The 24,174-nt window shown below is 63.9% G+C and carries 24 protein-coding genes and 1 pseudogene; 12 read left to right on the top strand and 13 right to left on the bottom strand.

Annotated elements, in window-relative coordinates; genetic code table 11:
* Positions 1 to 33: 33 nt before the first annotated feature.
* Positions 34 to 447 carry a GIY-YIG nuclease family protein gene (locus tag OSC37_RS07410; RefSeq protein ID WP_267163945.1) on the top strand — a complete coding sequence of 138 codons (414 nt, stop codon included), beginning with the start codon at positions 34 to 36 and terminating at the stop codon, positions 445 to 447.
* A gap of 47 nt (positions 448 to 494) precedes the next feature.
* Positions 495 to 920, top strand: coding sequence for a universal stress protein (locus tag OSC37_RS07405; protein ID WP_267163944.1), 426 nt, complete (start codon positions 495 to 497; stop codon positions 918 to 920).
* Here OSC37_RS07405 and OSC37_RS07400 read toward each other — a convergent pair whose 3' ends face one another.
* Positions 921 to 1,958, bottom strand: coding sequence for an NAD(P)/FAD-dependent oxidoreductase (locus OSC37_RS07400; protein ID WP_267164164.1), 1,038 nt, complete (start codon positions 1,956 to 1,958; stop codon positions 921 to 923).
* Positions 1,959 to 2,146: 188 nt separating this feature from the next.
* On the opposite strand from OSC37_RS07400, the gene OSC37_RS07395 reads away from it, so the two are divergent.
* Together OSC37_RS07395 and gpmI are read left to right on the top strand one after the other, a co-directional pair.
* Complete coding sequence (locus OSC37_RS07395) at positions 2,147 to 3,403, top strand: MFS transporter (RefSeq protein ID WP_382184979.1); 1,257 nt, start codon at positions 2,147 to 2,149, stop codon at positions 3,401 to 3,403.
* Between the two features lie 9 nt (positions 3,404 to 3,412).
* The gene (gpmI, locus tag OSC37_RS07390) at positions 3,413 to 4,966 is read left to right on the top strand and encodes a 2,3-bisphosphoglycerate-independent phosphoglycerate mutase (RefSeq protein ID WP_267163942.1); all 1,554 of its coding nucleotides are present in this window, start codon (positions 3,413 to 3,415) and stop codon (positions 4,964 to 4,966) included.
* 63 nt (positions 4,967 to 5,029) lie between these two features.
* Here gpmI and OSC37_RS07385 read toward each other — a convergent pair whose 3' ends face one another.
* The gene (locus OSC37_RS07385; protein ID WP_267163941.1) at positions 5,030 to 5,500 is read right to left on the bottom strand and encodes a hypothetical protein; all 471 of its coding nucleotides are present in this window, start codon (positions 5,498 to 5,500) and stop codon (positions 5,030 to 5,032) included.
* Between the two features lie 105 nt (positions 5,501 to 5,605).
* Between OSC37_RS07385 and truA the strand changes: the two genes are divergently transcribed.
* Positions 5,606 to 6,403 (top strand): tRNA pseudouridine(38-40) synthase TruA, encoded by a 798-nt coding sequence (gene truA / locus OSC37_RS07380; protein WP_267163940.1) that lies wholly within the window; start codon positions 5,606 to 5,608, stop codon positions 6,401 to 6,403.
* Between the two features lie 222 nt (positions 6,404 to 6,625).
* A pseudogene (locus tag OSC37_RS07375) lies at positions 6,626 to 7,196 on the top strand (MFS transporter).
* A 43-nt stretch (positions 7,197 to 7,239) separates the two neighbouring features.
* Here the strand turns inward: OSC37_RS07375 and OSC37_RS07370 are convergent.
* Entirely contained in the window at positions 7,240 to 7,434 is a 195-nt protein-coding gene (locus OSC37_RS07370; RefSeq protein ID WP_267163939.1) for a hypothetical protein, read from the bottom strand.
* Between the two features lie 227 nt (positions 7,435 to 7,661).
* On the opposite strand from OSC37_RS07370, the gene OSC37_RS07365 reads away from it, so the two are divergent.
* Positions 7,662 to 9,377: an ATP-binding protein gene (locus OSC37_RS07365; protein WP_267163938.1), complete on the top strand. Its 1,716-nt coding sequence runs from the start codon at positions 7,662 to 7,664 to the stop codon at positions 9,375 to 9,377.
* A gap of 4 nt (positions 9,378 to 9,381) precedes the next feature.
* On the opposite strand, the gene OSC37_RS07360 is transcribed toward OSC37_RS07365, so the two are convergent.
* A complete protein-coding gene (locus OSC37_RS07360; RefSeq protein WP_267163937.1) occupies positions 9,382 to 10,245 on the bottom strand; it encodes a 2-oxoacid:ferredoxin oxidoreductase subunit beta in 864 nt (287 codons plus the stop codon).
* Positions 10,242 to 12,002 carry a 2-oxoacid:acceptor oxidoreductase subunit alpha gene (locus OSC37_RS07355; protein WP_267163936.1) on the bottom strand — a complete coding sequence of 587 codons (1,761 nt, stop codon included), beginning with the start codon at positions 12,000 to 12,002 and terminating at the stop codon, positions 10,242 to 10,244. The genes OSC37_RS07360 and OSC37_RS07355 overlap by 4 nt, the downstream gene beginning before the upstream one ends.
* 228 nt (positions 12,003 to 12,230) lie before the next feature.
* On the opposite strand from OSC37_RS07355, the gene OSC37_RS07350 reads away from it, so the two are divergent.
* The 3 genes from OSC37_RS07350 (at position 12,231) to OSC37_RS07340 (ending at position 14,952) form a co-directional block, all read left to right on the top strand.
* Positions 12,231 to 13,385: an acyl-CoA dehydrogenase family protein gene (locus OSC37_RS07350; RefSeq protein ID WP_267163935.1), complete on the top strand. Its 1,155-nt coding sequence runs from the start codon at positions 12,231 to 12,233 to the stop codon at positions 13,383 to 13,385.
* Positions 13,386 to 13,433: 48 nt separating this feature from the next.
* Positions 13,434 to 14,072 (top strand): FAD-dependent oxidoreductase, encoded by a 639-nt coding sequence (locus OSC37_RS07345; RefSeq protein ID WP_267163934.1) that lies wholly within the window; start codon positions 13,434 to 13,436, stop codon positions 14,070 to 14,072.
* Positions 14,073 to 14,202: 130 nt separating this feature from the next.
* A complete protein-coding gene (locus OSC37_RS07340; RefSeq protein WP_267163933.1) occupies positions 14,203 to 14,952 on the top strand; it encodes a DUF7504 family protein in 750 nt (249 codons plus the stop codon).
* Position 14,953: 1 nt separating this feature from the next.
* On the opposite strand, the gene OSC37_RS07335 is transcribed toward OSC37_RS07340, so the two are convergent.
* Both OSC37_RS07335 and OSC37_RS07330 read right to left on the bottom strand, forming a co-directional pair.
* Positions 14,954 to 16,225 carry a HEAT repeat domain-containing protein gene (locus OSC37_RS07335; protein ID WP_267163932.1) on the bottom strand — a complete coding sequence of 424 codons (1,272 nt, stop codon included), beginning with the start codon at positions 16,223 to 16,225 and terminating at the stop codon, positions 14,954 to 14,956.
* A 35-nt stretch (positions 16,226 to 16,260) separates the two neighbouring features.
* The gene (locus tag OSC37_RS07330) at positions 16,261 to 16,965 is read right to left on the bottom strand and encodes a class I SAM-dependent methyltransferase (RefSeq protein WP_267163931.1); all 705 of its coding nucleotides are present in this window, start codon (positions 16,963 to 16,965) and stop codon (positions 16,261 to 16,263) included.
* A 120-nt stretch (positions 16,966 to 17,085) separates the two neighbouring features.
* Between OSC37_RS07330 and OSC37_RS07325 the strand changes: the two genes are divergently transcribed.
* Positions 17,086 to 18,123, top strand: a complete 1,038-nt coding sequence (locus tag OSC37_RS07325; protein WP_267163930.1) for a glycosyltransferase family 4 protein — start codon at positions 17,086 to 17,088, stop codon at positions 18,121 to 18,123.
* Here OSC37_RS07325 and folP read toward each other — a convergent pair.
* Genes folP through OSC37_RS07310 form a run of 3 tightly spaced genes read right to left on the bottom strand, consistent with a single transcriptional unit; the run spans position 18,120 to position 21,162 of the window.
* Positions 18,120 to 20,549 (bottom strand): dihydropteroate synthase, encoded by a 2,430-nt coding sequence (folP, locus tag OSC37_RS07320; RefSeq protein WP_267163929.1) that lies wholly within the window; start codon positions 20,547 to 20,549, stop codon positions 18,120 to 18,122. The genes OSC37_RS07325 and folP overlap by 4 nt on opposite strands.
* A 51-nt stretch (positions 20,550 to 20,600) precedes the next feature.
* Positions 20,601 to 20,876, bottom strand: coding sequence for a DUF7538 family protein (locus OSC37_RS07315; protein ID WP_267163928.1), 276 nt, complete (start codon positions 20,874 to 20,876; stop codon positions 20,601 to 20,603).
* Between the two features lie 46 nt (positions 20,877 to 20,922).
* Positions 20,923 to 21,162, bottom strand: a complete 240-nt coding sequence (locus tag OSC37_RS07310; RefSeq protein WP_267163927.1) for a hypothetical protein — start codon at positions 21,160 to 21,162, stop codon at positions 20,923 to 20,925.
* Between the two features lie 255 nt (positions 21,163 to 21,417).
* Here OSC37_RS07310 and OSC37_RS07305 point away from each other — a divergent pair, with 255 nt between their 5' ends.
* Positions 21,418 to 21,834 (top strand): DUF7979 domain-containing protein, encoded by a 417-nt coding sequence (locus tag OSC37_RS07305; protein WP_267163926.1) that lies wholly within the window; start codon positions 21,418 to 21,420, stop codon positions 21,832 to 21,834.
* A gap of 103 nt (positions 21,835 to 21,937) precedes the next feature.
* On the opposite strand, the gene OSC37_RS07300 is transcribed toward OSC37_RS07305, so the two are convergent.
* From OSC37_RS07300 to OSC37_RS07290, 3 genes are all read right to left on the bottom strand, one after another.
* Positions 21,938 to 22,216 (bottom strand): DUF7091 family protein, encoded by a 279-nt coding sequence (locus OSC37_RS07300; RefSeq protein WP_267163925.1) that lies wholly within the window; start codon positions 22,214 to 22,216, stop codon positions 21,938 to 21,940.
* A 95-nt stretch (positions 22,217 to 22,311) separates the two neighbouring features.
* Entirely contained in the window at positions 22,312 to 22,578 is a 267-nt protein-coding gene (locus OSC37_RS07295; RefSeq protein WP_267163924.1) for a thioredoxin family protein, read from the bottom strand.
* A 78-nt stretch (positions 22,579 to 22,656) separates the two neighbouring features.
* Positions 22,657 to 24,141, bottom strand: coding sequence for an FAD-binding domain-containing protein (locus OSC37_RS07290; RefSeq protein ID WP_267163923.1), 1,485 nt, complete (start codon positions 24,139 to 24,141; stop codon positions 22,657 to 22,659).
* Positions 24,142 to 24,174 lie beyond the last annotated feature (33 nt).

Here is a 24,174-nt window from a genome sequence, read left to right as displayed (position 1 = left end):
AGCCTGATACCGGCCCGACCGGTACGGCCGGACATGGCCACTGGAGGGACGTACACGCTGCTCGTGGAGCTAACAGAGCCTGCGACAATCGAGGTCGGTGCGCTCGGAGACCACGATTTCGCGGCGGGCTGGTACGCCTACGTCGGCAGCGCGCTCGGGAGCGGGGGATTCAGCCGCGTCGACCGCCACCGGGAACTCGCCGCGGGTGAGCGCGACGTGCGCCACTGGCATATCGATTACCTGCTCGGTCACGAGGATGCAACGCTGGCGTCGGTTGTCCGGACGGCTGGCGTCGACGCCGAGTGTGCTATCGCTGAAGCCATCGACGGAGAGCCGATACCCGATTTCGGCTGTTCGGACTGTGGCTGTGACTCCCATCTCTTCTATGCCGACACGAGAGGGGCGCTGTCTGAGGCCGTCGAGCGTGCCCACGAGAACCGTCCGTAGCCGACCCGACCGGTGGCGTTTACTACCCCCGGCGTCGAAGACGACGTATGACCGTCCTCATCGCCTACGACGGCTCGGACCCGGCACAGGCCGCAGTCGAATACGCAGTCCGTGAACACCCCGACGAGGAGTTGGTCCTCCTGCACACTGTTGAGGCCGCAAGCGGCTCGCTCGATGCGACCGTCAACATGATTCAGAAGGCGCTGAAAGACCAGCGCGAGGAAGTCGAGGAAGACTTTATCGACGAGGTAACCGACCTCTTGGCCGACGCGGACGTTGAGTACACGACCGAGGTGACAGTCGGCGACCCGGCCCACGAGGTCGTCGACTACGCCGAGGAACACGATATCGACCACATCATCGTCGGCAACCACGGCCGTGAAGGAGCCAGTCGTATCTTCCTCGGCAACTCCGCTGAAGCAATCGTCCGGCGCTCGCCCGTGACGGTAACTGTCGTCCGCGACGAGGAGTAGCTACGCCGAGTTGACGATACGCTCGCCGACGTCGAGACCGTTCGCGAGCGCCGCGTGGACGCGTGCCTCGCCAGTGACCCAGTCGCCCAGACAGTACAACCCCTCTTGCTCGGCCGAATCCAGTGGTCCGGTCTCGACACCCTCCTCCGGGAGCGCGTACCGCCAGCCCTGGTGGTCGCTCCAGGCTGGGGACCTGAGCCGGCCGTCGTCGATGATGTCGGCCGCGTGGTCGGCAAGTGCAGCGACGTTCTCCGCGGGGTCGTCGTCGTAGTGCGCACTCGACCACGGCCCGCTCGCCTGGACGACCAGCAGTGACTCGCCGTCTGGCACGTGGCCGGGCTTGCACTCCTCGCGAGAAATCCAGCCGACTTCGTGGTCTTTGCCGGGGTTGACGAGGCCGTAGTACGGTACGTCGAGTTCGAACTCGTAGCCGAGGACGGCCGTCCAGATACTGCGGTATTCGACGGAGCCGACGGCCTCGACAAGCGGTTCCTTGACTGGTGACTCCCAGTCGGCTCCCTGAAGCAGGGCGGCAGTCTGTGGCGCGGGGGGATTCATCACCAGCACGTCGAACGGTCCCCACTCGGTTCCGTCAGTGTCGACTGCGCTCCAGGTTCCGTCCTCGCGTCGGAGGGATTCGACACGGGTGCGTCGGTGTACGGTTGCCTCCGTCCGGCCGAACAGCCGCTTGGCTATCTGCGTGAGTCCCTGGCGGTATGTCCACTTTCGGTCGTCCGCTTCACGGCCGGGCGCGACGACTCCCTCCTCGTCGAAGGTGTAGATTGGCTCGGGGATGTCGACGAGGCCGTCGGAATCGAGCTGTTCGGTCAGCAATTCGACGACGCGCTCGTCGTCGTCTTTGACGTAGTTCGCGCCGTAGTCGTAGGTCACCTCCTCGTGACGGCGGGTGGCCGCGCGGCCACAGAGTCCGCCGGACTTTTCGAGCACTGTCACGTCAGCATCGGGGAGCGCCTCGTCAAGAACGAACGTCGCCGCGGCCCCACCAGCGCCAGCGCCGACGATACCGATTTGCGTCATCGTCTCGTTGTTGGCGTCGACAGGCATAAACCCCACTTCGGGACGGCGAGACTCGCCGAGCAGAACTGGTCGCCAGCCTCTCCCTCTGTGTCGCAGTTCCGACAGTAGCGCTGGCTCATATCTGAGTTGACACCGGCTTGACGAATAACCGTCCGGATACTGGTTTCACTTTCGTTGTCAGGAATGCGATGGGACCGAGAACCCTTTGTGAGAGCACGACTCACGCCGACATAGTGCTACGCTGGTCTGCAAACAGAACGACGCTCGCGGCCTGTACGCTCGCCTTCTTTGCGACGATGATGGGGCGGCTCGTCATCAGCCCGGTCGTCCCGTCGATTGCCGAAGAGTTTGCCGTCTCGAACGCCGCAATCGGCCTCGCACTCTCTGGAATGTGGGTCGCCTACGCCCTCTCGCAGTTCCCGAGTGGCCTGTTCGGCGACCGTGTCGGTGAACGAGCGGTTATTCTCGTCGCTGTCGGTGGAACAGCACTCGCAAGCGTCGCGCTCGCACTCGCACCAGTATTCCCGGTTTTCATTCTCCTGACGGTCGTTCTCGGTGGCGTTGCGGGACTGCACTACAGCGTCGCCACGACGCTTCTCTCCCGGCTGTTCTCAAACACCGGGACTGCAATCGGCGTCCACAGCGCCGGTGCGCCGATTGCCGGACTCGTCGCCCCCGTCGCCGCGGCCTACACCGGCTCGCTGCTTGGCTGGCGGTACGCGATTGCGCTGGGAGCGGTTGCGGCTGTCCCGGCGACGCTGCTGGTCGCCCGCGGTATCGAGACTGTCGAGCCGCGCCGCCCCGAGGTGGCGATTCGGTCTCGCATCGAGCCGGCTGCGCTGTTCGAGTTGCTCTCTCGGCCGGCAATTGCGGGGACGATGGTCGTCTCGGTGCTCGGCGCGTTCGTTTGGCAGGGGACCGCTTCCTTCCTCCCGACCTTCCTTGTCGAACATCGCGGCTACTCCGAACCTGCTGCCGGCGCGGTCTTCTCTGGCTACTTTGTCGTCCAGGGAATCGGCCAACCGGGAATGGGGTGGCTCTCGGACCGCATCGGGCGCGACGCCGCAATGGTCGTCTGCTCGCTCGCTGGCGTCGCTGGCTTCGGGCTGTACGTCCTCGGCCCGGGATTGGTCAGCATCGTCGCGGCGACGGCGCTCGTGGGGGTCGCGATGAGCTGGGGTGCGACGATGCTCCCGAAGTTCCTCGACAACATGAGCGCCGAAGAGGAGGGGCTCGGGTTCGGCCTCGTCCGGACCACCTACATGGTCTTCGGAGCCTCGGGGTCGGTCGGCGTCGGCCTGCTGGCGGATACGTTCGGCTGGGCGGCGGCGTTTTTGACGCTGTCTGGGATTCTCGGGACGGTCGTTGTCGCGCTCGTCGGCGCAGCGGTCCGACGCCGCGTCCGTCGACGGGTGACTCGAAAGACTGGTAGTCCAGGCGGGTAACCGTCGGGTATGGATCTCGGAGTTGTCGTCCTCGACGGCTGGGGACTGAACCCGGACAGCGACGCCCGTGATGCGGTCGCCGCCGCCGAGACGCCAACGGTCGACGGCCTCCGCGAGCGCGGAGCTAGCACCACGCTCACGACACACGGCCGCCGCGTCGGCCTCCCGGACGGACAGATGGGCAACAGCGAAGTGGGTCACCTCAACATCGGCGCTGGCCGCGTCGTCACCCAGGAGTCGGCACGCATCACCGACGCCATCGCACGCTGGCGCGGCGAGGCGAGCGCCTTCGAGAACCCGACTGACCCACCTCTCGCCGACAACGACGCCATCGATTCCGTAATCAAGTACGCCCAAGAACACGACGGCCGTCTGCATCTCATCGGCCTGGTCAGCGACGGCGGCGTCCACTCCTACCAGTCACATCTGCACGCACTCATTGACCTTGCCGCAGTGCGAGGCGTCGAAGCGGTCACCCATGCGATTACCGACGGCCGCGACACCTCGCCGACGGGGGGACGGGAGTATCTCCGATCGCTCTCCGAACACGCCGACGATGCCGGGACTGGCGGGGTCGCGACGGTCTGTGGGCGGTACTACGCGATGGACCGCGACGAGAACTGGGAGCGGACGAAACGCGCTTACGACGCCATCGTCGACCGCGAGGCCGCTCACACCGCGCCGTCGGTGGTCGCTGCCGTCGAATCCTCCTACGACCGAGACGTGACCGACGAGTTCGTCGAGCCGACCCTCGTCGAGGGCGGCCCTGCACTTCGGGACGGCGACGGCGTCGTCTTCGTCAATTTCCGGTCCGACCGCGCCCGCCAGCTCACGCGCATGCTCGCGGATATCGACCCCGAGTGGCCCGCCGAGACGAACCCGCCCGACTGCCGGCTGGTGACGATGACCGAGTACGACAGCGACTTCGACGTGCCCGTCGCGTTCCCGGCAGTTCAGCCAGACCAGACCCTCGGCCAGGTGCTCGCCGAGGCCGGCCGGACACAGCTCCGTATCGCAGAGACCGAGAAATACGCCCACGTCACCTACTTCTTCAACGGCGGCCGCGAAATCGAGTTCGAGGGAGAGCGCCGCGAAATCGTCCCGAGCCCGGACGTGCCGACCTACGACGAACGACCCGAGATGAGCGCCCCCGACGTGACCGACCGCGCGACAGAGGTAATCGACGCCGAGGACCCGGACGTGGTCGTGTTGAACTACGCCAACCCCGATATGGTTGGTCACACTGGCGACTTCGAGGCCGCGGTGGCCGCTGTCGAGGCCGCCGACACACAGCTCGCCCGACTCGTTGAGGCGATGCAGGCCGCCGGTGCGGACGTACTCGTCACCGCAGACCACGGTAATGCCGACGACATGGGAACGCCAGAAAACCCACACACTGCCCACACGACCAACCCTGTCCCCTTCGTCTACGTCTCTGCCGATGGCGACGGCGGCGGCCGGACGGCCAGGGGGGACGGCGCGCTCGAAGATATCGCGCCGACGGTTCTGGACCTCCTTTCGATACCGAAGCCCGCGGAGATGACCGGCGAGTCGCTCCTCTAAGGGATGTGGCAACCGCCGGCTGCTGTGTGTGCCGAACGGAGATGACACACGTCGAGACGCCGTTCAGGCCTCTGTCCCGCGTAACCCTGTTATGAATGCCACAGAGCTCCTGTAGAGAACGGCCAAGCCGGCACAACCCAACAGTCCGCCGGCGATAGACTCTGGCCACCCAAACCTGGCAACTGCTACCTGAGCCCCTATCCACGTCGCAGCGGCCAGTACGACGAGCACGCACAGAGAAACAAACACGTACCGAGCGAGGGCGGCACGTGGAGACCCCCGCCCGAGGGCTTCGACACCACCCAACTGGAGGGCAGCAACCTCGACAGCAAACTGGAGGCCGGCTAACACTGAGAGCGCAACGAGAAAGACGCTCCCGGCTGTCGGCAGTTCGCTTACTTCGGTGGCAGCGAGCGCAGCGTCGACGAACTCGGCGAGGACTCCCAGCGTCACGACCATGGCAGGAACTCCAAAGAGAATAACGGCTCCGATATAAACCAACGCCGTGACGCGGAGTCCGTCGTGCTTGGGCATATCGGCAAGTCGTCGGGCCTGCATATAGATTTTTTACGCCAGCGTATTCTCCCGCGTACGCGGTCAGCCGACACGCTAAGGACAGCCCAGACTAAAAACAGGTCCATGCGCGCTTACCGCATCGCCTACGATGGCCAGCCGTACCACGGCTTCCAACGCCAGCCCGATGTCGATACTGTCGAGGACCGGCTCATCGCTGCTTTGCGTGCACTCGGTGTCTCCGACGGGGAGGTGCCGCCAGGGTACGCCGCCGCCGGACGGACCGACGCCGGCGTCTCGGCGCTGGCACAGACCGTCGCCTTCGAGGCACCCGACTGGCTCACGCCCCGAGCGCTCAACAGCGAACTCCCCGAGTCGATTCAGGCGTGGGCGAGTGCCGACGCTCCGGAGGGCTTCCATGCCACCCACCACGCCGAGTCGCGGGAGTACACGTACTTCCTCTATGCCGGCGACCTGAACGAACAGCTCGCAGCCGAGACGCTCAACGGACTCGCTGGCGAACACGACTTCCACAACCTCACGCTCGACGAGACTGGGACGACCCGAACCCTCCAGGCCGAACTCGACCGTGAGGACTCGTTTCTCGTCCTGCGCTTCCGTGCAGGCGGATTCCCCAGACAGTTCGTCCGGCGTGCGGTTGCACTCGTCGCCGAAATCGCACGCGGAGAGCGCGCCCTGGACACACTCGACCGGGTGCTCGGACCGGAGCCGCTTTCGGGACCGGAGGGAATTGGCCCCGCTCGTCCTGAGGCGCTCGTGATGACTGGTGTTTCATATAGCGATATAGAATTTAATATTGACGAGGCCACCACAGACGAGGTACGGCAACAATTCGAGACACGCTACAGACGGCGGGCAGCCGGGGCCAAGGTGGCGAAGATACTCGGGCAGGCTGGCGAGTAGCTGTCGTCTCAACGTAAGATAAGTAGCTACGGCTGTCACCGCGGAGCCTTTTATTTGCCTGTTCCAACCGCGAGCGTCAGATAGGTGACCTGGTTCAACTCGGTGGGGCTCCTGATACTGCCGGACAGCATATTTCCCAATCCACGTTTGCCGAGCAGTCATTTGACGTTGGTTTTCGAGCGTCTCCAGCCGTCAACAGTTCACGTACTTCTGTTCGGTAGTATGTGGAACAAGTGGTTCGCTGCGCTCGCGGGAACGGCCTTTGCCCGTAGCCAGGCGTATTCGCCGGTTCTGATTGCGCTCGCATTGTATGCTGACCTCTTCGGGACGCCGGGCTTGTGGGACTGTTTGGGACGGCCCTTGCTCTTGTCCAGCTGTTCATCGTATTACCGCTGGGTCGAAAAGTCGACACCGGCAACGCGAAGCGATATCTCCTTGCGGGCGTCTTCGAGGGCCGAATCTCCCCGATAGGTGTGTTGCTCTTTGGCGACACACAGGCGCTTGGAGGGCCCTTCTTCGCCCTTTTCGGGGCGTACTCGTTCTGGGCATCGCCGACTCGATTCGCCTGCCTGCGAGCATGTCGCTGTTCGCCGACGAGGGTGAAATGTACGATTCGGTTGCGAGTACGATGTCCCTACGCTCGATCTCCTGGAAGGTGGGACAGGTGACAGGGCCGGTGGTGGTCGGCACGACGATGGGCTTTTTCACTACTGCCGTCGGCTTCCTCTTGACGGCGGGTTTTATAATCTTCTCGACAGCCGGGTTCGTGGTCAGTGCGACTCGTGCAGACTGAAGAAGTGTCCCGGGCGAACCCCTCTCCTCTGACGACTGACTGGTTACTCACTGAGTGCGACCGTCCGGAACTGCTCGTACAACTCCGGCTCGTGTGTCGCGAGCACGTCGGCGTCGAGTTCGAGCTCGTCAAGCCGATTGCGTACGCGACTCCGGACCGTCGCCCGATATGCGTCACCGCCGGCCTTGCCGGCTAAGACATCCCGCTCTCGGTCGGTCAACAATGCTCTGGTTGTCATACTAACAATTATGGGTCGAAGAATAAAGCACCTCCGGCGATTGGGGCCGTTCCCCGACATCACACGGTATTCCCGAATATTCGAGGGGATACTGTATTAAACCGTATGTCGATATATAAAACCTCTCCCAACGCTGGTCGACCGTGCGGGACTTTTCGGGAAGAACCTAGCCGAGTTGCAACAGTCTTTGAAAAACAGCTATGCGTGTACTCGAAGAACACGACAGCATGGTCGGGTACACGGTCTTCAGCCAGGCGGTTCTGCTCGCTGCGGGAATCGGGCTCTCGGGACTGGCCGTTCGGACGTATCGATCGGAGAAAAAGCCGGTCGGGCGGGCCTTCAGCGCCCTGCTTGTCTTACTCGGTGCGACCGCGTTTTGTCTCGGAATCACCGGTGGGACGGGTGTTCCGAACAAACTCATCTGGCTGTTTACGAACCTCTCGATCCCGGTCGCGTTGCTCGCGTTCAGCTTCAACTACTACGGTATCACCCTGCTCGGGTCCCGTGTCAGGGCCGCTGCCGCGTTGACGCCTGCTGTCCTCGGGTTCGCCGGCGGGACGCTTCTCATCCTCGGAACGCCCTCGAAGAGTCCGGGCCCGGAAGCTCCCCTCGACGCCGTCGCTGCCCTCCCGGCGGGCGTGTTTGACGCGGCGACAGTATTCGACAGAATCGGCCTCTATTACACCGCCGGGGTCGTCGTCTTCGCTGTCGGCCTCGTCGCCGTGAATGTCCTCCGGTACGAACACCTAGACACGCGGCTCGCCGCGCTCATCGCTTTCATCGGCGCGTGGCCCTGGCTCGGCAACTTCCTGTTTCCCGAAATCACGCCGGTCTACGGGGATCTCGCTGGCGTCTCCGTCTTGTCGCTTGGCTATGCGAGCAGCGCACTCGTGTCCGGGCTTGTGGTTGGCCCGCTTGGCCTGTTCGCCTCTTCGCCGGCTGCCGGCAACGTCGGCCCAGAGCACGCCCTCGATTCGATGGCCGACTGCGTAGTTATCACCGACGACCACGAGCAGGTTCTCCGGCTGAACGCCGTCGCCTGTAATACCTTCGACGTCAGCGAGGAACAGGTGGTCGGCCGTTCTCTCTCGGCCGTTGTCGGCCGCTCGCCCGAGGCGGTAGACGAGGCTGGGACGACTGAACTCGAAACTGTCGAGGGCGTTCGCCAGTTCGAAATCACGCGGTCGCCGGTGGCCGACGGCAATGACTTCCAGCGCGGGACGGTCTTCGTGATGCGCGACGTGACACAGCGCCAGACCAGAGAACAGCGCCTCGAGGTCCTCAACCGTGTCCTCCGGCACAACCTCCGCAACAACGCCACCAGCATCATCGGCAGGGCACAGCTCATTAGCGATGGACAAAAGACCGAGGCTGCCGCCGAGCAAATTATCGAGACGACACAGAATCTTGTCGGTGTTGCCGAGAGCGCCCGCGATATCGAGAACATGATGGCTACGACCCGGCCCGCAGAGACTGTCGCGGTCTCGCCGATTGTCGAGGAGGTAGTGTCAACTCTGTCTTCCGAAGCGGAGGTAACAACTGCGCTCCCCGCAGAGGCGACCGCGGCCGTAAGCGCACGCCCGCTCACACTCGTCCTGTCAGAACTCGTCGAGAACGCTGTCGAACACAACGATGCTGACGAGCCCTACGCCGTCGTCTCCGCGGACAGAACCGAGGACGGGGCGTTACAGATTGCCGTCTCGGACAATGGGCCGGGGATTCCCGACCACGAGCGAGCGGTGTTAGATGCCGGCGAGGAAGACCAGCTCCAGCACGGCAGTGGCCTCGGCCTCTGGGCGGTCCACTGGGGCATCACCCAGATGGGCGGGCGACTCGCGATTTCGGAGAACGACCCGCGCGGGACCACTGTTACGGTCACGATTCCAACAAAAAAACAAGAGTCGGTGACAGCACAGAGCGACGAGTTCGAAGCGACCGCCTAACGGCTCAGTAGAACTCGCGGACGAGATCCATTGCGCCGTCGGGTGCGCCGTCTGGAATCTCGGCCATACTCTCGTCGAGTCCTTCGCGCTGCTCCCAGGGAATGCTGTTGTCATCCTGGTAGATGACTCCCGTGTACTCGGTGTCGCCGTCGAGTACCTTCTCGCGGGCGGCGTCCTTGTCGTGGCGGTCGTGGTCGGTTTCGTCTAAGTCGACGACGGCGTCCCGGAAGTAGTCGTATGTGTCGACGTCATTGAACGTGACACACGGTGAGTAGACGTTGACAAAGCCGAAGCCGTCGTGTTCGATGGCTTCTTTGACGATTTCGGTGTGGCGCTGGCTGTCCGAGGAGAACGACTGTGCAATGAAGGTCGCACCCGCAGACAGCGCGAGCGCAAGCGGATTGACTGGTGGCTGGTTGGGGCCATCGGGCGTCGTCGACGTTTCGAAGTCCTCCCGGGAGGTCGGCGAGGCCTGGCCCTTTGTCAGCCCGTAGATGCGGTTGTCCATGACGACGTAGGACATGTCAACGTTACGGCGGACGGCGTGGACAAAGTGGCCCGCGCCAATGGAGTAGCCGTCACCGTCGCCGCCCGCAACCATCACTTCGAGGTTAGGGTTGGCGAGCTTCGCGCCGATGCCGACCGGTAGAGCGCGACCGTGGACGCCGTGCAGGGCATACGAGTGCATGTACGTCCCGATTTTGCCCGAACAACCGATGCCCGCGACGACGAACGTGTCGTCGGGGTGGTTGCCGGTTTCGGCCAGTCCTTTCATCATGCCGTTCATCGTCCCGAAGTCGCCGCAGCCGGGACACCAGGTCGGTTGTTTGTCAGATTTGAAGTCGATGAATCGAACGTCCGAACTCATGCTTGTACCTCTTGTGGGGAGAGAACTGCTTCGATTTCGTCGGCCAGTTCGTCCGCCTTGAAGCGGATGCCGTTGAACTTGTTGATGCGCTCGACACGTTCGAGCACGTCGTGTTCGAGCACGTCTGCGAACTGACCCGTGGCGTTACACTCGACGACAATGGTCGTCTCGGCGGCATCAATCTCCTCGCTGAGGTCGGGTCGCGGGAACATGTACGGCACCGAGAGGAAGCGGGCGTTAACATCGCGGTCGTCGAGATACTCCAGCGCCTCTCGCAGCGGCCCCTCGTTCGACCCCCAGGAGACGACCAGCGTCTCCGCGTCTGGGTCGCCGAACTCGCGGTAGCTCCAGTCCTCGCGTTCTTTCGCCGTCTTGACCTTCTGCTGTCGTTTCTCGACTTGCTCGACGCGAACATCGGTGTCCTCTGTCCGTCGTCCGAGTGCGTCGTGTTCGAGGCCGGTGGTCATGTGTGCGCCGTCCTCGGTGCCCGGGAACGCCCGTGGGCTGATACCGTCAGCCGTCGAGAAGTGCGGCTGGAACCGGCCCTGTTCGTCGAGCCAGGAGTCGATTTCGTCCTCGTCGACGACGTTGCCGCGCTCGATTTCGACCTCGTCCATGTCGAAGGCCTCAGGCGGGAATGTCTGTTCGGTAACCGCAAGCGACAGGTCTGAGACCAGAAAGACCGGAATCTGGTACTTCTCGGCGAGGTTGAAGGCCTCGATGGTCTTCCAGAAACACTCGGCGACGTTCGTCGGCGCGACCGCAAACCGGTCGATTTCGCCGTGGCCGCCGTAGAGCACCATATCCAGGTCGCCCTGCTCTTGTTTGGTCGGCATCCCCGTCGAGGGGCCGGCGCGCATTACGTCACAGATGACCAGCGGCGTCTCGCTGGTGGCGACGAGACCGAACGTCTCGGTCATGAGGTCGATACCCGGACCGGAGGTGGCCGTCATCGCGCGTGCGCCGGAGCGTGCAGCCCCGAGCGCGAGGTTGATGGCCGCGAGCTCGTCCTCGGCCTGGACAACCTTGCCCCCGAACTCGTCAATCCGACCGGTCAGGTAAGTCATCACGTCGGTCGCGGGCGTAATCGGGTAGCCGGAGTAGAACTTACAGCCGGCGGCGATTGCGCCCATCCCAATAGCCTGGTCGCCGTTGAGCAACACGTAGTCGTTGTCGGTCGTCTCGATGTCGTAGTCGTAGTCGTGGTCGTACTCCTCGGCGGCGTACTCCTGGCCGAGCCGCGCCGCCTCGCAGTTGTTCTCGACCATCGCCTGTCCCTTGTCGGCAAACCGCTTTTCGAGTGCCGAGTCGAGGTTCTCGATTGGGAAGTTTGCCACCTCGCAAGCAACTCCGAGCGCGACGACGTTGCGCATGATAGCGCCGCCGGCGTCCTCGGCGAGACTCTTCAGCGGCACGTCGAGGCCGATCATCCCGTCGGGAATCTCGACATCCTGCATCGTGGTCCGCTCGCCGTCGTAGATGATGACACTCCCCTCGTGGAGTTCGTCGGTGTTTTCGTCGATGGTCCGCTGGGTCAACGCGATGAGGATGTCCAGGCGGTCGACGACACTCTCGACGCGGTCGACGGATGTCCGTACCTTGTAGGCGGTGTACCCACCTCGGATGCGTGATGCGAAATCCTTCGAGGTGTAGACGTGCCGACCGGCGCGTGAGAGCGCCTGTGCGAATATCTTCCCGGTCGAATCGATTCCATCGCCGGCTTCCCCGCCGATGGCCCAGTTCAGGTCTTCTGGCATACTACTGTTTCACTCTGGCGGCCGGAGGAAAAAACCTTCTGTCATCGTGCGCCCTATCGTGAATGATTGTTCATTCGTATCCGCCTGTCTCGCGCCGTGAGTGCCCATACGTTCGATTCTCTTAAAATTGTGATCCGGTTCCCGAAGTTATCTTCTCTCTGAGTCAGTGACCTGTTGGTCCTCGTCCGTCGCTTCGGTATTTAAGATGACTGAGCCCGTAGCGGTATTATGGAGTTGCTCGATGACAGCATCGTGCCCGAGGAGGCACGAGCGGTCAAACAGGAAGCCCGAGAGTTCGCAGCCGAACACATCGAACCCAACGCCGAGGAGTACTTCGAGCGCGGTGAGTACCCCTGGGACATCCTCGAGGAGGGGATGGAGGCGGGCCTGGTCGGTCAGTCCATCTCCGAGGAGTACGGCGGCCGCGGGCTCTCGCTCGTGGAGATGCTCGCAATCGCAGAAGAGTTCTACCGTGCGGACGCGGGCATCGCGCTGAGTCTGCAACTCGCGGCCTTCGGGACCAACATCCTCGAAGAACACGGAAGCGAAGAACAGAAAGCGGAGTACCTCAGGCCAGTCGCGGAAAACGAGCAGATATCCGGGCTAGCGGTCTCAGAACCCGACACCGGCAGCGATATGGCGGGAATGTCGACCGCCGCCGAGAAAGACGGCGACGAGTGGGTCATCAACGGCGAGAAGTACTGGGTCGGCAACGGCGTCGAGGCCGACTGGGTAACGGTCTATGCAAAGACCGGCGACGACCCCGACAACCGCTACGGCAACTACTCGACGTTTATCGTCCCGACGGATGCGCCGGGCTACAAGGCCGAGCACATCCCCGAGAAGATGTGTTACCGCGCCTCGAAACAGGCACACATCACCTTCGACGACTGCCGGATTCCAGAGGAGAACCTCATCGGCGCAGAGGGGGCTGGCTTCTACATGGTCGCGGGCTTTTTCAACCACGGCCGGACCGTCGTCGCAGGGCACGGCCTCGGTCTCGCGGCCGCGGCAATCGAGGAAGCCTCTGCGTTCGTCCACGACCGGGAGGCCTTCGGGCGGACTGTCGATGAGTTCCAGGCAGTTCAACACGACCTCGCCGACATGCGCCTGGAGTTCGAGTCCGCTCGCTCGCTTGCCTGGCGGGCCGCAGAGAAGGTCGAAAACGACGACTACCCGGGCTACTGGGCCGCTCTGGCGAAGACACGCGCCACGGAGGCCGCGACCGAGTGCGCCGAGACCGGGATGCAACTCTACGGCGGTCGCTCGGTGCTCGAAGAAAACAAGATTTCGCGGGTCTACCGTGACGCCCGCGTTCCCGTCATCTACGAGGGCGCAAACCCCATCCAGCGCAACCTCATCTACCGGCAGGCACCGCGGTGAGAACGGCGGAGCGAAACGCCCTTTGTGCTATCGCCCCGACCGACAGGCATGGACGAGACCTCTGTGCGGGTGCAAGCGGTTCGTGACGTGGGGCCAGATGCCATCGCGCTCGACGTCGAAACGCCCGCGACGTTCGACGCAACGCCGGGGCAGTTCGTCAAGGTCGTTCTCACCGTCGACGGCGAGGAGCAGTCCCGATTTTACACGATCTCCTCACCGACCGTCGAGGATTCCTTCGAGATGACTATCGGCATCGACCCCGAGGGCGAGATGAGCCCGCAGCTCCGTGAGCTCGCCGCTGGCGACGAGCTCGTCATCGCAGGCCCGTACGGGAACGCTTACTACGAGGGTGAGCCCCGGGTCTGTCTGCTCGCCGGCGGTCCAGGTATTGGCCCGGCGGTCGGCATCGCAGAGCGTGTCCTGGCCGACGGCGGCGAGGCGACTGTTGTCTACCAGGACGACGACCCGATTCACGAGGCACGACTCGCGGCACTCGAAGACAACGGCGCAACGGTGACCGTCCTCGACAGCGCGACGCCGCTCGGGCCAGCCCTCGACGGAGTCGAAGACATCGAAGCGACCCAGGTGTTCGTCTACGGCTTCGCGGACTTCCTCGACGACGCCACCGAGGCAATCGAGGCCGCTGGCGGCGAACCCGACGGGGCGAAAGTCGAGAACTTCGGCTAGGAGATGGTGATTTTATTATGGTGCGCCCCAAGCTTGGAAACGAATGGTCTACCGATGGCGGTGTCGTCACTGTGAATTCACTGTCTGGGGACGGTCCGGTGAGGCGGTCGCCAGTCGAGTGCGGTCACATATGCTCGCACACAACCGCCAGCACGTCACCGAGAGCGAGATGCAGGTGCAGTGGACCTGTCCGTACTGCGACCGGACGGGGCAGGCAAGCGGTCGCGAACGCGGCCTCGAAGCCTACAGCGACCACCTGTTCGGCCACGTCGAGGCGCTCATGGAGTCGGGCGTCCACGTCGCCGACGACATCAACCACACCGGGAGCATCCTGACGCTGTCTGAACTGGAGTCGGCCGGTGCGAACAACGCACGCGTTCATTTCATCTCGCCGTACGATATTGTTCTCTTTGTCACGACGAGCCCGAGCCGGCGAATTCGGCTCTTACAGCGTGAGCTCACCGAGCTGCCGGCGTGGATTATTGTGTTGACGACCAAACGCGAACCCCTCGAATCCCTCTCTGAGGAGTCGCTGTCGACACTCCCCCTCGAAGTCGTCCGGCTCGACAAACAGCTCGGACTGTCGGACCTCGGCCAGACTGTCTCTCGTGTTCTCGGAGAACAAGAACATATGGACGGCAAGATAACCTTCGAGTTCGACATCCTCTCGGAGCTACTCGATACGTTCACCCTCCAGAACGTCTTCAAGTTCCTGCATATCCTCAACAGCCGCCTCGAAAAGGCTGACGCTCTCTCGCATTACTACTTCGACCCGTCAGCGGGATACGAGGGGAGTGCGAACGTCATCGAGCAGATGTTCGACCTGCGGATTCGTGCCAACGAGGAGACGTTCGTCTCCGAGCCGAGCACGCAGTCGTAGCTCATTCTCTGTCTGGACCGGTGTAGTCATCGGGGTCACTGACGTAGGTGTAGCTGACGCCCGTACTGACAAGTTCGGCACTGGAGTCAGTCCCCAGCCGGTCGAGGATGAACTGTCCCCGGTTCCAGGCCGCAGACCCCTCCTCGATATTCTGAAGGAACAACAGCACTCGCTTTTCGAGGCCGTCGCCGCCCAGCTCGGCCAGCGTCGTCGCCGCGAGCTGTGCGGTCGTCTCGTCCTCGGCGTCGAGGCTCTCGACGAGACACTCCTGGACTTTGGGGCCGGCTTCGTCGACGAACCGCCCGAGCAGCCACACCGCGTTGCGCCGGATTGCCCACCGGTCGCTCTCTCGGACTACGTCGACGAGTTCCGGGACCACATCGGCCGGCGATAGGTTCTCCAACCGGTCAGCAACCGTCGACCGCATCTCGTGGCTCTGGTCCGAGGGTGCCTGAACGAAGAGCTCGATGAGCGCGACGACGGCAGTCCGGCGAATCGGCCCCGATTCGTCTTCGAGGGCGCGCAACAGGACTGGGAGGGGGTCGAGCGAGCCGTACTGTCCGAGCTGGTCGATTGCGATCTGGCGAACCTCCGAGTCGCCGCTTCTGGCGGCCGGAATCAACGCATCTAGCGCCTTCGCGGTCCCGATAGCGCCAAGCGCGCTCGCGGCCTCTTTCTCGACGCGGGTGTCGGGGTCGGTCAGCCGCTCTGCCAGTGCCTCGACGATACGGTCGTCGCCGATAGCACCACACGACCGAACTGCACGGCGGCGCACGCGCGGGTCCGGGTCTGTGAAGGCCTCGACCAGTGCCGGCAGGGCCCCCTCGTCGCCGAACCACTCGAGGCCGGCCGCGGCGACCAGCCTGAACTCCGGGCGGTCGTCGTCGAGCCACTCGATGAGGTTCTCCGCGATGAGCCACCGCGGCGCACTCTTTGCGTTGAACTCCGAGAATCGGTCGATGAGTCGCTTGATCGCCTCGTCACCGTACCGGACTAGCGAGTTGATTGCCTGCGAGCGGACCTCCTCGCTGTCGCCGTGTTTGACGGCTTCGATCAGTTCCTGGACGACCTCGTCGCGGCGCTGTTCGTCGGGATGGTCAGCGAAGTCACCGAGCAGTTCCGCCGCCCGCTTGCGGACCGCCGGGCTACTCCCGCGTTTCAGGTAGCCGATGACCTCGGTGGTCTGTCCGTCGCGGGCGAGTTCGTACAGGAACGTCTCACCATGAGAGTCGTCGAAAGACATCTGTCTGTCGGAGTTGGCACTCTGTAACATGCAACTACGTTGGGCAACGAGATAAATGTACGTCTCTAGACCCGCGTATCCCAGTACGAGACAGAGGCAAGCGGTCGGCCGGCCGGCGTTCCTCCGATGAGATTGTCGAGTTTCCGAAAGCCCGACGCGAGGGCGTTCGGTAGCTCACGATAGAAGCCGTAGGGGAACACCCAGTCGTGCTCAGCGTTGACGAGTGTGAGCTCTGCGGCCCCGAGGAGTCGACTGACCTCCGTTCTGGAGTACAGCCGCGACCCCATCGGGAGCGCCCAGGTGTACAGCGAGCGGGCCGACGTCCGGTTGAACGTATCGAAGAATATCTGGTCGCTCGCGACCCGGCGCATCTCTTTGATGAACGGCTCGGGCTCGTCCATGAGGTGGAAAAACCGCATCGCGATGACCGTATCGAAGTGATTATCGGGGAACGGCAGCCGGGCGGCGTCGCCGCGTAGATACTCAAGCTGGTTGTCGACGCCGGCGGCCTGTGCGCGCTCGCGGCCCTGCTGGAGCATCGCCGCAGAGATGTCGAGCCCGACGATATTGGCACCGAGCTCGGCGAGCATGGCCGTGAACCGACCGGTACCACACGCGATCTCAAGCATCTTCTTGTCCTCGACCGGAGCGACCGCGTCCAGCACTGCCTGCTTCTCGCGGTCGTTGATGAGACGACCGCCCTGTGAGAACCGCTTGTCATCGTAGGCCTCGGCCACGTCCTCGGCCTGGTACCACTCCTGTCCTTTCACGCTATGTCCCCATGGCACCGCCTTTGTTAATAAAGAACCGATACCGGTCAGTCCACCACCGTCGAGTTCGACCGGCACAGATGGGCGGGATTTTTGACGGCTGCCGCCGACCCGACGAGTATGCGCGTCGCGCTAGTCGCCCTGAAGACAGTCCGTCACACCGACGCAGAGAGCGTACGGCGGGTCGAACGACTCGCCCGCTCGCTCGCCGCCCGGGGCCACGACGTGACGCTCTTTTGTGGCCAGTGGTGGGACGACTACCGCGACGAGTTCTTCGACGACGACCTCCGCTACCGTTCGGTCACCTACGGGACCGCGCTCGCCTCTTTCTGTACGCGGCTGCCGGCGCTGCTCGCGCGGTACCGCCCGGACGTGATTCACGCGGCGGCCGTCCCTCCCCAGCAGGTCGTGTCGACGCTTGCGGCCGGCCAGTTCGCCCAAGCGCCGGTCGTCGTCGAGTGGTACGGAACCGAGAACCTCGGCGACCACCGCCTCGCCAGCACCATCGCCGGACGGCCCGATCGTGTGGTCACGCCCTCGGAGTTCGTCCGGACGGACGTACGGGAACTCGGCGCGACCGAGGCGAATACGACGGTCGTCCCCGAGAGCATCGACTTCTCGATGACCGGGGCCGCCAACCCCGCGGCCGATGTCGATATCGTCTACGCCCGCCGTCTCGACGAGGCGGCGAATCTGGACAACTTCCTGCTTGGGCTGGCGGAGTTGCGCGGGCGCGACTGGCAGGCGGCCGTCGTCGGTGACGGGCCGCTCCGCGAGGAGTACGAGGCCGAGGCTGGCAGACTCCGTATCGACGACCGCGTCGAGTTCGTCGGCGACGCCACCCGGGAGCGGCGGGTGAGTCTCTATCAGGGTGCCCACGCGTTCGTCCAGACGGCAACACGCGAGCAGTTCGCAACCGAGTTGCTCTGGGCGCTTGCCTGTGGCTGTGTCGGCATCGTCGAGTACCAGGCCCAGTCCAGCGCCCACGAACTCATCGAGCACCACGAGCGCGCCTACCGGGTCACCAGTCCCGAAGAAATCGCAGACGCAATCGCCGACGCCGGCGAGTATCCTCACCTGACGACCGACGACGAGTGGGCGCGATTCGACCACGACGCCGTCGCAGAGCAGTACCTCGAAATCTACGATCGGCTCTAGTCGTCTCGCGTCGCCTCGACGACATCGACGGCCGCGACGTTGCCGTCCACGTCGTGGACCCTGACGATGTCGGCCCCGCGGTCGGCCGCCAGCGCCGTCGCTGCAATCGTCGGCTCGTATCGTTCGCCGTCGGCCCGGTCAACGTAGCCGAACATCGATTTGTGTGAGTGACCGACCAACACCGGACAGCCCAGACCGGCGAACTCTCCGATGCGGTCAAGTAGCTCGAAGCTCTCAGCGGCGGTCTTGCCGAAGCCGAGTCCGGGGTCGACGATGATCTGTGAGCGGTCGAGGCCGGCCTTCTCGGCGAGCAGAACACGCTCTGTGAGCTCCTCGATAACGTCCTCAACCACGTCGTCGTAGTGAATCTCCTGGTCGGGATCGACCGGCGTGTTGATAGAGTGCATCACGACGACTGGCACGTCGTACTCGGCGGCGAGCAGGCGCATCTCGGGGTCTTCTAGCCCGGAAACATCGTTGAGGATGTCCGCTCCCGCATCCAGGGCCGCACGCGCGACGCTCGCCTTGCGCGTATCGACCGACACTAACACGTCGAGGTCGGCCAGCGCCTCGACGACCGGGACGACCCGCTCGCGCTCGCTCTCCGCGGGCACCGGCTCCGCGCCGGGTCTGGTCGACTCGCCGCCGATATCCACGATGTCGACGCCGGCCTCGACCATCTCCTCGGCGCGGTCGAGGGCGTCCTCGCGGGCCTCGTACTCGCCGCCGTCGTGGAAGCTGTCGGGAGTCACGTTCAGGATACCCATGACGGCGGTGTCGCGGTCCCAGGGATAGCTCGGCGAGGCGGTCCCGATGTGCAGCGTCTCGCGAATCTGGTCGGCCAGCACCGAGAGGCTGTCGTCAAGTCGCTCAGAGAGTCGCTCGAACTGGGTCATTGTCCCCATCATCACCACGTCGCGTTTCTCCTCGTCGTGGTCGAACCCCGAGACGGCACACTCTCCGCCCAGCGAGAGCAACGCCGACTTGACCTCCTGTGCCTGTCGGGGCTGGAGTCGGGTCTTGAGCAGGCGGTGAACTGCACTCGTTCGAATCCGCTGGGTGTCTCGCTCGGTGACGTGTGCATCTTCGAGCACCGTCTCTGCGGCCGGGGGCGATTCAGCCCGCTTGGGTATCGTCGTCCGGGTCCAGTAGGTCCGGGCCTCGCCGACGGTGTACAGCGACCCAGTCACGAGCACGCAGTCGTCTTCGCCTGCGTCCGCGAGCGCCTCCGCCAGCGCGCCCACAACGTCGGTACCGGTGTCGACAGTCGCGTCGGTCTCGGTCCGGAACGCCCGCGCCAGGGCATCGCTGTCGGCGGCGCGGTCGGTATCCGGCTCACAAGCCACTACCGTATCGACGGTGTCGAGGGCGGCGGCCATCTCCCGGTGACGCTTGTCTGCCATCGCGCCAAAGACCAGATGCAGCGAGTCGAAATCGAACGAAGACAGTGTCTCAACGAGTGCATCACAGCCGCCAGGGTTGTGTGCGCCGTCGAGGACGACCAGCGGCTCACGGCCCATCACCTCGAACCGGCCCGGCCAGTGGGCGTTCCGGAAGCCGCGTTCGAAAGCCGTCTCGGCGACAGAGACGCCGAGGATATCGGCGGTCTGGGCGACGAGTCCGTACGCCACGCCAGCGTTTCTGGCCTGATGGGCTCCAAGAAGCGGCAGGCGCACGTCGAGTGACCGCCCCGGGGCGTCGATGGCGACAGCCCCCTCGATGCCGACGCGGCCGCCGTAGTCGACGGTCACGTCACCCTCACTGCTGTTGTCGGCCTCGACGATACGGGTCGTCTCTCCTGCGACCGCCTCGGCGGCCTCGAACGCTTCGCCTGTCGCCCCAGTCACGAGCGGACGGTCGGTCGGTGCGATGTGGGCCATGTCGCGAGCGATTGTCCCGACATCCTCTCCAAGCAGGCTCGTGTGTTCGAGTGTGACCGCGGTGACGGCGCTCGCGACGGGGTCGACGACGCTCGTCGCGTCGAGCTTCCCGCCGATGCCGACCTCAAGTACCGCGATGTCGACCTCCTGGCGCTGGAACTCCCAGAGTGCGAGCGCGGTGACTGTCTCGAAGAAGGTGGGCGCGTCGCCGTCGGCCGCGCGGTCGACGATGTACTCCTGGGTTCGCTCGACGAACTCACAGAGCGAGCGGTCCGAGAGCCGACGGCCGTTGACAGTGATGCGCTCGCTTAGGTCGTCGAGGTGTGGCGAGGTGTACCGTCCGACATCGAGTCCCGCTTCCCGTAGGATGGATTCCGTCATGCGTGCGGTCGACCCCTTGCCGTTGCTCCCGGCGACCTGCACGCAGTGCACCTCCTCCTGGGGGTCTCCGAGCTCCGAGAGGAGCGCCACGGTGGCGTCGGTTCCCGGCCGGGACGGGAACCGCTGTAGGTCGAAAAGAAAGTTCGCCGCCTCGTGAACGTTCATGCCTGACCGATACGGGGCTATCTGCTTTACCCTGACGGATGCCGGTGGGGCTTACAACGTCCGGCTCTCGATTTCGGGGTCGATATCCGCCGCCGCGAGGTCCTCGCGGATGCGTGCACGGAGCGGGTCTGGAACCGCACTCCTGGCCACCGGCACGGCAGCCCCCTCTACGTCCGTCGGCGGGACCTTCCAGTAGAGGACACATTCGCTTGGGTGATAGTACTCGATGCTGTAGCGGTCGGTCGCGCCGCTGTAGTGGACGCGGGCGGCACGGTCCTCGACGTGCCAGCCGTCTTGCTGGGCGAGCGCCGTGAGATCATTTGTCATGTTCCAACACACGAGCCCGACCCGCCTACGGGTTACGGTTCCACCGCTATCCCCGCTCGCCGGGGTTTGTCTCAGGGGGCTCGCCGGCGAAGCCAAACGCCCAGACGAACACGGCGAGGCTGGCGAGTGCCGTGCCCATGACGACGAGACGACCATTCGTTTCGGTCATCACGAGTGATACGTCGGGACCGAGGTAGGTCAGAAGCGCCAGGAACAGGTAGCTAAACGACAGGGCGGCGAGGGCCCCACTCCCGATGAGCATCCAGAAACGGAGGACGGTGTTCATCTTTTTCTCTCTACACTCTCGGGCTCGAAGAAACTTATTTTGTCGGTCCCGGAACAATCTGCGGTCCAGCCTTCATCAAAGTCTGCATCCGAGGCCGACAAGGCGAGGTATACGCCCGACCGGTTTGTTTGTCATCGACGTACTCATACAGGGACGCGTAGGACAGAATTCGGCAGCCAGCACCCGAATCACACTGGTTCTCTCGCCGCGAAACCCCTCCGTGAACATATGGACCTCGGTGTCCACCTCGAACGTATGCGATACAAGTCTCTCCCGTTTATCGTGCTCATCTTGCTCGGGCTCGGCTTCGTTGGCTACGGCGCGAGCCTCCCGAGTCACACACATCACGTCGGTATCCAGGGACCAGTCGAGGCTGACACGGTCGGGGAAGACGCGACCGTCGCCAACTACAGCGAACTGTCTGCGACCAAACAGCAGATAGTCGACGAAACACTCACCGACGATACGACCGTCGAAACTCCTGTCTGGCACTCCGACGAGGATTTCGTCCGCTACCAGGGTGAGTACTACCAGGTCGACGACCGCGGTATCTCGTCTGGCAACCGCTTCATCTACGTCAGCCTCGGGTCGTTGGCTATCTTTCCCGGAGTCTTCGGACTCGTTCTCCTCGGTCTCTACTGGCTGGGCTGTGCGATTCAACGCCGGCAATAACTCCATCACGTCGGCGACAGACGGCGGTATCCAGCCGACAGTGCGCATCCTGGCACGGTCCTTCGCTGTCGACAACGCGGACAATCGGCAGTGATGGGTAACTCTACCACGTCTCGATTCGCTCCTCGTCGATGTCGTCGACACAGCTCTCGCAGTCGGGATGGTCGGCGTCGTAGCAGGTCGGCCGGCCGTCGCCGTCGAGACCGACTGCGCGCTTCTCCGCGTGGCGGCGACAGACGATGCGGACTCGGCCCTGGTCGTCGGTTGGGAGGTCGGTCTCGTATTTGCCCAGCTGGAACTCGCGGCGGACCTGTTCGTACTGTCGTCCCGCGTCTTTGAGCTTGGTCTGGAGGAACCGGGCGAGCCTGTCGCCGTCTGTCATACTCCTTCTTGGGCGTGTTCCCCCATATGCCTGTCTCACGGGCCAGTCCCGCTGGTAGTCGACTCGCGGGTGAATACGTGGGTCAGAACAGTCCGTCAGGCGCCGGCGGAGTCGAAGGCGTCCTCGATATCGTCGGCCTGTGTGACGCCGACGAACCGCTCGACGATGCCGTCGTCGTTCTCGACGATGAGCGTCGGCAGCGAGCGAACCTGGTACTCGTTTGCGACGTCCTGGTTCTCGTCGACGTCGATTTTCTCGAACTCGACGTCCTCGTATTCGGTTTCGAGCTCCTCCAAAATCGGGTCCTGTGTCTTGCACGGGCCGCACCAATCCGCATAGAAGTCCTTTATCGTGACAGTCATCGTTGCAACTCTAGGTTGCTCATCTGCGGTCATAAGGGTTTTTCTCTCCACAAATCTCCACGCCGCCCCCGCCCGCTCTCAGGACGAAAAGTCGTCGAGTGTGGCCTGTCCCTCGCTCTCGTCTCGTTGCTCACGGTCGTCGTGCCGGGAAGACAGCGAGGCCCGGCGGCGTATCTTGGGGTCTGTCAGTGCCTCTTTGGCGCGGTCGTCCAGCGCCGCCCACGTTTCGCGGGCCTCCTCGCGTCGCTGCTCGAAGTCGACCACGGGGTAGGGGTAGTCCTTGCCGATGTTGACGTCGTGGTTCTCCTGGACCGACAGCGGCGCTTTTGAGGGGTCGTCGAGAAACGTCGCCGGCAGGTCCTCGAGTTCCGGGACGTACTTTTTGATGAACGCTCCGTCGGGGTCGTTCTCGCGGACCTGCTTGTGGGGGTTGTAGATGCGAAGCGGATGGACACCGACCAGGCCCGACTGCATTTGCCACTGCTGGTAGTTGATTGCGGGGTCGGCGTCGATGAGGTGGCGATAGAACCAGTCCGCGCCCTCTTTCCACCAGCACCGCAGGATGTAGGTGAAAAACGAGGCACACATCGCCCGCATCCGGAAGTTCAGCCAACCCGTCTCCTCGAGGGCGCGCATGCTGGCATCGACCATCGGAAACCCCGTCTCGCCACGTTTCCAGGCCGCCGCCAGCTCGGGGTCATGGCGCTTGCGGTTCATCCCACGGAAGACCGGATTGACAGCGCGCTCGGTCGCCGCCGGGTTGTCCGCCAGCTTCTGTGTGAAGTGGCGGTTCCAGTACAGCCGCGAGGTGAACATGTCGACGGCGCGTCCGTCGCCGCGCTCGTCGACGCACTGGTAGGCCTCCCGCAGCGAGAGACAGCCGAATTTGAAGTACGCCGAGAGGTGTGACGTCCGTCGCTCTGCCTTCGCCGGCGCGGAGATGCCGCCGACGTAGTCACCGATGGCGTCGGCGAAGTCGGCGAGGCGCTCGCGGGCGCTCGCACAGCCACCCCGGTACTGGCGGCGCTTGGTCGGCGAGAGGTCGTATTCCGTGGTTATCGACTCGATATCGGTCGTACTCGCCACGTTGCCGGCGACGGTCTCGGGTGGGTCGTGTCGGTCGTCCTCGAAGTAGGCCTCTGCTTGCTCCTGCCACCCCTCCCGGGAGTCGCCCGTCCGGACGATAGCGTCGTCACTGAAGACCTGTACTTCCGGGCGGTCGACGAGAGCGGTATCCCGCTGGCGGGCGTATCCCGCCGTCGTCGTCGCGTTCAGGTAGACCCGGTCGACGACGCCCTCGGCGAGGAGGTCGTTGATTATCTCCCGGGGGTCACCGTGGCGGTACGCCAGGTCGCCGCCGCGGCGCTCGTAGGCGTCGGCCAGTTCGTCGAGGCACTCGTGGAGAAAGGCGAGCCTGCTGTCACAGACGCGGGAACTCCGGTAAAAGTGTGGGTCGAAGACGAACAGCGGGTGGGCGTCTCCGTCGGCGGCCGCGGCGGCCAGCGCTGGGTTGTCTCTGAGTCGGAGGTCGTCGCGGTGCCAGACGAGAATATCCGGCGACACGTGATTGCGTACGGCGAGGTCTCACAAAACCGT

The organism is Halovenus salina, from assembly GCF_026410925.1.
GTDB classification, from domain to species: Archaea; Halobacteriota; Halobacteria; order Halobacteriales; family Haloarculaceae; genus Halovenus; species Halovenus salina.
The sequence above is the reverse complement of the archived record's forward strand: the minus strand, read 5'-3'. Positions and strand labels throughout refer to the sequence as shown.